Below are 4950 nucleotides of genomic sequence, written 5' to 3'. Positions count from 1 at the left end.
ACCTGAAAACAAACCTAACTAAAATATGTACAGATCAGCCAAACACGGAGATAACCATGGCCAGAAGAACTGCAAAGACTGCTCAAGAAATACTGATGGCGGATTTCCAAACCCTGGTCAGTGACACCGAAAAGTTGCTGGACGACACCGCCGTATTGGCCGGTGATCAGGCCGATGAGCTGCGCACCAAGATCCACGACAGCCTGCTCAAGGCCCGTGAAACGCTGCAACTGACCGAAGACTCACTGCGTGAGCGCGGCCAAGCGGCAGTCACTGCGACGGAAGATTACGTGCAAGCCAACCCTTGGCAGTCGGTGGGCATTGCCGCTGGCGTGGGCTTTTTGATCGGCCTGCTGGCTACAAGGCGCTAATACCATGTCTATCGGCGAATCCGGCTCGTCCACGAGCTCAAGCTCCACTTCCCGACGCCTGGGCGCGGCCGTTCTGGGCTTGCTGCACAGCCACGTCGAATTGTTTGGCATCGAGTTGCAGGAGCAGAAATCCCGCACGGTCAGCTTGTTGTTGTTTGCAGGCCTGGCACTGGTGTTTGCCTTGCTGTTATTGGTGGGGTTATCGGCGCTGGTGATGATTCTGGTATGGGACACCTACCGTCTCACCGGGATTATCAGCCTCTGCGTGTTCTACACCCTGGCCGCAGCGTTCTGCGGAGTGCGCTTGAAGGCGGCGATCTTCGATGAGTCCACGCCCTTCCACGCCACCCTTGAAGAGCTGGCCAATGATCGGGAGCGCTTGCTGCCATGAGCATGACTGAAATCCCGCAAAACACGTCTCGTCGGGAAATGCGCAAGGCGCTGATTCGCCTGCGCATGGAAATGCACCGCCAAGAGATCCGCCACGAGTCCCAGCAACTCATGGCGCCCCTGAACAAAGTGCGCGACCTGCGCCACAACTGGCAGGACAGCCTGGGCATCAAGCACGCGCCGCTGTGGGGCGTGGCTGCGGTGACGCTGATGGGCTTTTTCACCGGCAAAGGTGCCAAGGGCGGCAGTATCAGCAGCCTGACACGCCTGGTGCGGTTGGGGGCCGGTTTGATCCCGCTGATCAAATTGGCCATGCAGGGCAGTTCGCGCAAAGGTTAAGCCGCGCTGGCTGCATTCTTGCAAACAGAATCGGCCCGGCCCTCGTTACTGAGGGCCGGGCCTTTTTTTCGCCGACGCTTTTAAGGAGGCCCCGTGATCGACGGGCAACCGCTCGCCTGTTTCCAGCCATTCATCGACACTGCCACTGGGCGCATCGCCGGCGTCGAGGCGCTCGGCCGCCTGCGCCAGGCGGATGAGCGCTTGCTGTCGGTTGGCCCGCTGTTCGCCGACCCGCGCACGCCTGGCGTGGCCCTGCGCCGCCTCGACCGGCAAATCCGCGACAATGCCTTAAGCCGCTTGCACGAGGCGCCCGCAGACTGGTTCCTCAGCCTGAACATCTCCCCACGCTGGATCAACCGCCTGCGCCCCGGCCAAGCCTTGCCCAGCCTGAAACAAGTGCACGCGCATGGCGTAGATCCGCAGCGCATTGTGTTCGAGATCACCGAGCTGGGCGGCGACATTCAGCGCTTGGCCGACGTGGTGGCGCGTTATCGCGATGCCGGCGCACGCATCGCCATTGATGACTTCGGTGCGGGCTATTCCCAGCTCGATCGAGTGCTGGCGTTGCAGCCGGATATTCTGAAGCTGGACATGCGCCTGTTTCAGGAAGCGGCCAAGGGCGGGCCGAGCAGCGAGGTGGTACGGGCACTGGCGCAAATGGCCGAAAAAACCGGGTGCTGGATCATTGCCGAGGGCGTGGAAACCGAGGCGCAGTTGAGCTTCGCCCTGGAATGCGGCGCGCGCTACGTACAGGGCTATCTGTTTGCCCAGGCGCAGCTGGACTGGTTTGCCGCCGATGCCTTCGTGCCACGCTTTGCCCAATTGCGCACCGTCTATGTGAAGCAAAAACTCGCCGAGCGCGGCCGTATCATGCAGTTGCGCCTGCAACTGGCCGAGCTGATGAAGATCCTGCAGACCTGGGCGCAAGGCCAGGCGCCGCTGGATCAGTTACCGCAATTGCGGGACTTCCCCTGGCTGTTGCGCTTTTACCAGTGCGACCGCCATGGCACCCAACTGACGCCCAACTTCGAATGGCGCCAGGACGCCTGGCAGGCCGATAGCCGCTACCTGGGCCACAATTGGTCGTGGCGGCCGTATTTCTACCACCTGCTCGCCGAAGGCTGGGAGGAGCGGCGCCTGACCCTCTCATCGACCTACCGCGATGCCACCACCAACCAATACTGCCTGACCGCCGGACAATTCTTCGAAAACGGTCAGCGTTTGCTGTTAATCGATATCGACGCGGCCGGCCTGTAGATTTTTGCTTGCCCCGCCAAGGCGGAACCGGGAAGCTGGGCGGTGTCATTCACCGCACGGAGAGTACCCGCCTTGGATTGGCCCACCCTGCTTAACCGCGAACGTCTTGGAAAACCCCTGCATAGCCCGGAAGAACTGGGTCGCAGCCCGTTTCACAAAGACCACGACCGCGTTATTTTCTCCGGCGCATTCCGCCGCCTGGGTCGCAAGACCCAAGTGCACCCGGTGTCCAGCAACGACCATATCCATACGCGCCTGACCCACTCCCTGGAAGTCAGCTGCGTCGGTCGCTCACTGGGCATGCGCGTGGGCGAGACCCTGCGCAGCGCCCTGCCCGACTGGTGCGACCCCAGCGACCTGGGCATGGTGGTGCAATCGGCTTGCCTGGCCCATGACATCGGTAACCCGCCGTTCGGGCACTCCGGCGAGGATGCCATTCGCCACTGGTTCCAACAAGCGGCCGGGCGCGGCTGGCTGGACGACATGAGCAGCGCCGAGCGCAATGACTTCCTCAATTTCGAAGGCAACGCCCAGGGCTTTCGCGTGCTGACTCAGCTTGAGTATCACCAGTTCGATGGCGGCACACGGCTTACCTACGCCACCTTGGGCACCTACCTGAAATATCCCTGGACCGCCCGCCACGCAGACTCGCTGGGCTACAAGAAGCATAAGTTCGGCTGTTACCAGAGTGAGTTGCCGATCCTTGAGCAGATCGCCCACAAACTCGGCCTGCCACAGCTGGAGGAGCAACGCTGGGCCCGCCACCCGTTGGTCTACTTGATGGAGGCGGCAGACGATATCTGCTATGCGTTGATCGACCTCGAAGACGGCCTGGAAATGGAGTTGCTGGAATATGCCGAGGTCGAGTCATTGTTGCTCGACCTGGTGGGCGACGACCTTCCCCAGACTTATCGGCAACTGGGTGCGCAGGACTCACGCCGGCGCAAGCTGGCGATCCTGCGCGGCAAGGCCATCGAGCACCTGACCAATGCAGCCGCGCGAGCCTTTGTCGAGCAACAGGACGCCCTGCTCGCCGGCACGCTGCCGGGCGATCTGGTGGAGCACATGCATGGCCCCGCCAAGCGATGCGTGTTGGACGCCAAAGACATGGCCCGCAAGAAAATTTTCCAGGACAAGCGCAAAACCCTGCATGAAATCGGTGCCTACACCACCCTGGAAATCCTCTTGAATGCCTTTTGCGGCGCGGCGCTGGAGCAACATGGCGGACGCACGCCATCGTTCAAAAACCGGCGCATCCTCGACTTGCTGGGTAACAGCGCACCAGACCCGGCCTGGTCGTTGCACGCCTCGTTCCTGCGCATGATCGACTTTATCGCCGGCATGACCGACAGCTATGCAACCGAAATGGCACGGGAGATGACCGGGCGCTCCAGCCCACAGTGAAATAGTGGTCACGCCGCCTGCCCCCCGAGCAGAATTTGCCTACGACGGGAACAGAGCGGCCTGATCGAATTCACACACCCAATCGAGGAATAATCACGCACGCTTGCGGCGGACCTGGCGAGCGATTCCGACTGCCCACCCCATCGACGCTTGACTGACCCTATGTGCCTCCTATGCCCAGCTCTCGCCTTCGAATCCTATTGGTGGAGGATCACCCCTTTCAGCTCCTGGCCACCCAGTGCCTGCTTAAAAGCTTCGGCTTCGAAAGACTGACGCCCGCAGAAAATGCCGAACAAGCCATCCGTGTGATGTCCCAGTCCCAGACCCCCTTTGATCTCATGTTATGCGACCAATGCCTGCCAGATTTACCAGGGCTGGAACTGGTGGACATCGCCAGCCGCCGAAACTTCATAACCGGTGCCATTTTACTGAGTGGGCTCCCCGCTACTGAACTGTCCAACCTGACAAACCAAGCCCTGCAACGTGGCTTGCCACTCCTGGGTTATTTGTTGAAACCCCTGAACAAAGACGAGTTTGCAAAGTTGATTGCGCCAATCTGCCCACTATAAATGTAGGACGTTAAACGCTATCCATCGACGAAAGTTAACGTGAACGGCTCAGTTAAACACCTGGCATCGCCAATCCACACAATGACTCAATAATTGCTTACATCTACCGCCACAAAGACTTAGCGGCCGGTAGGCAGTTACCTTTATTCATGTAGGAATTCTCTTGTTTTATACCTACTCGCCACAAGTCTCATGCGCCTCCCTCTTCTTCTGAGCTAATGTGCCCGCTTTATTTGCACTTGCAGGGAACGTGATTATGAACACAGTTTTTATCATTGATGACCACCCCGTTATCCGGCTGGCGATTCGGATGTTGTTGGAACACGAAGGTTATAAAGTCGTCGGTGAAACGGATAACGGCTGTGATGCAATACAGATGGTACGTGAATGCCTGCCGGACTTGATTATTCTGGATATCAGCATCCCCAAACTTGACGGCCTGGAAGTACTGTGCCGATTCAACGCCATGAACACATCGATGAAGACCCTGATTCTGACAGCCCAATGCCCAACGTTGTTTGCCACCCGTTGCATGCGCTCGGGCGCAGATGGCTATGTGTGCAAGGAGGGCGATCTGAGCGAACTATTGAGCGCCATCCGCGCGGTACTATCGGGCTACA

7 protein-coding genes are annotated in these 4950 nt (G+C 59.3%); all 7 read left to right on the top strand.

Translation table 11 applies throughout. From position 1 onward, the window contains the following. The first annotated feature begins 56 nt into the window (after positions 1–56). Positions 57–371, top strand: coding sequence for an ElaB/YgaM/YqjD family protein (locus E0F99_RS28945; RefSeq protein WP_058411763.1), 315 nt, complete (start codon positions 57–59; stop codon positions 369–371). 4 nt (positions 372–375) lie between these two features. Further along, the gene (locus E0F99_RS28940) at positions 376–762 is read left to right on the top strand and encodes a phage holin family protein (RefSeq protein ID WP_083359418.1); all 387 of its coding nucleotides are present in this window, start codon (positions 376–378) and stop codon (positions 760–762) included. Beyond that, the gene (locus tag E0F99_RS28935) at positions 759–1100 is read left to right on the top strand and encodes a hypothetical protein (protein ID WP_083359419.1); all 342 of its coding nucleotides are present in this window, start codon (positions 759–761) and stop codon (positions 1098–1100) included. Before E0F99_RS28940 ends, E0F99_RS28935 begins: the two co-directional genes overlap by 4 nt. A gap of 93 nt (positions 1101–1193) precedes the next feature. Beyond that, a complete protein-coding gene (locus tag E0F99_RS28930; RefSeq protein WP_083359420.1) occupies positions 1194–2357 on the top strand; it encodes an EAL domain-containing protein in 1164 nt (387 codons plus the stop codon). A gap of 72 nt (positions 2358–2429) precedes the next feature. After that, entirely contained in the window at positions 2430–3761 is a 1332-nt protein-coding gene (locus E0F99_RS28925; RefSeq protein ID WP_083359421.1) for a deoxyguanosinetriphosphate triphosphohydrolase, read from the top strand. 173 nt (positions 3762–3934) lie between these two features. Next, entirely contained in the window at positions 3935–4330 is a 396-nt protein-coding gene (locus E0F99_RS28920) for a response regulator (RefSeq protein ID WP_083359422.1), read from the top strand. Positions 4331–4586: 256 nt separating this feature from the next. Next, on the top strand, positions 4587–4950 hold a 364-nt coding region (locus E0F99_RS28915), incomplete at its 3' end, for a response regulator (protein WP_130909096.1).

Source organism: Pseudomonas antarctica (assembly GCF_900624995.1).
GTDB classification, from domain to species: Bacteria; Pseudomonadota; Gammaproteobacteria; order Pseudomonadales; family Pseudomonadaceae; genus Aquipseudomonas; species Aquipseudomonas antarctica.
This window is presented reverse-complemented; position numbering and strand designations above follow the sequence as displayed.

Excerpts from the sequence above, each read along its gene's own strand:
- E0F99_RS28935 (WP_083359419.1), top strand. The coding sequence starts at position 759 with ATGAGCATGACTGAAATCCCGCAAAACACGTCTCGTCGGGAAATGCGC.
- E0F99_RS28940 (WP_083359418.1), top strand. The coding sequence starts at position 376 with ATGTCTATCGGCGAATCCGGCTCGTCCACGAGCTCAAGCTCCACTTCC.
- E0F99_RS28945 (WP_058411763.1), top strand. The coding sequence starts at position 57 with ATGGCCAGAAGAACTGCAAAGACTGCTCAAGAAATACTGATGGCGGAT.
- E0F99_RS28920 (WP_083359422.1), top strand. The coding sequence starts at position 3,935 with ATGCCCAGCTCTCGCCTTCGAATCCTATTGGTGGAGGATCACCCCTTT.